A 346-nucleotide genomic window follows, 5' to 3' on the forward strand; every position below is an offset into this window, starting at 1 on the left:
GGTCGATTCCATGCTTGTTTGCTACCTTCTTTGCCATTTCGATTTTTCGCAAAATCAGATCGGTGCTACCTGTCAACCTGCTTGCCTGGAACGGCCAGCCCAGTATGGATCAATTGAAGAGTCTAGGCGTCAACCGGCTAAGCGCCGGATCCAGCATCGCTGAGTTCTTATACGGTGCCAACAAGGCGATAGCAACGAGCTTCTTGCGAACGGGGAAGCTTTTCGAGTATCCATTGGACGCATATACCTACAGCGACCTGAATAGCCTTATGGCAGCAAAAAAAAACACCTAGGCGAAAAGTAACCTTCGCTCTATCAATCTGTGATTCGCATGAAAATCGCCGCT

At 48.8% G+C, this 346-nt stretch carries 1 protein-coding gene; it reads left to right on the plus strand.

The window, feature by feature from the left end:
• The coding region (locus AC0L3U_RS38755; protein ID WP_473365016.1) for a hypothetical protein at positions 1 to 293 on the plus strand (293 nt) is incomplete at its 5' end.
• Positions 294 to 346: the final 53 nt, after the last annotated feature.

The organism is Bradyrhizobium sp. Kon69 (assembly GCF_055807515.1).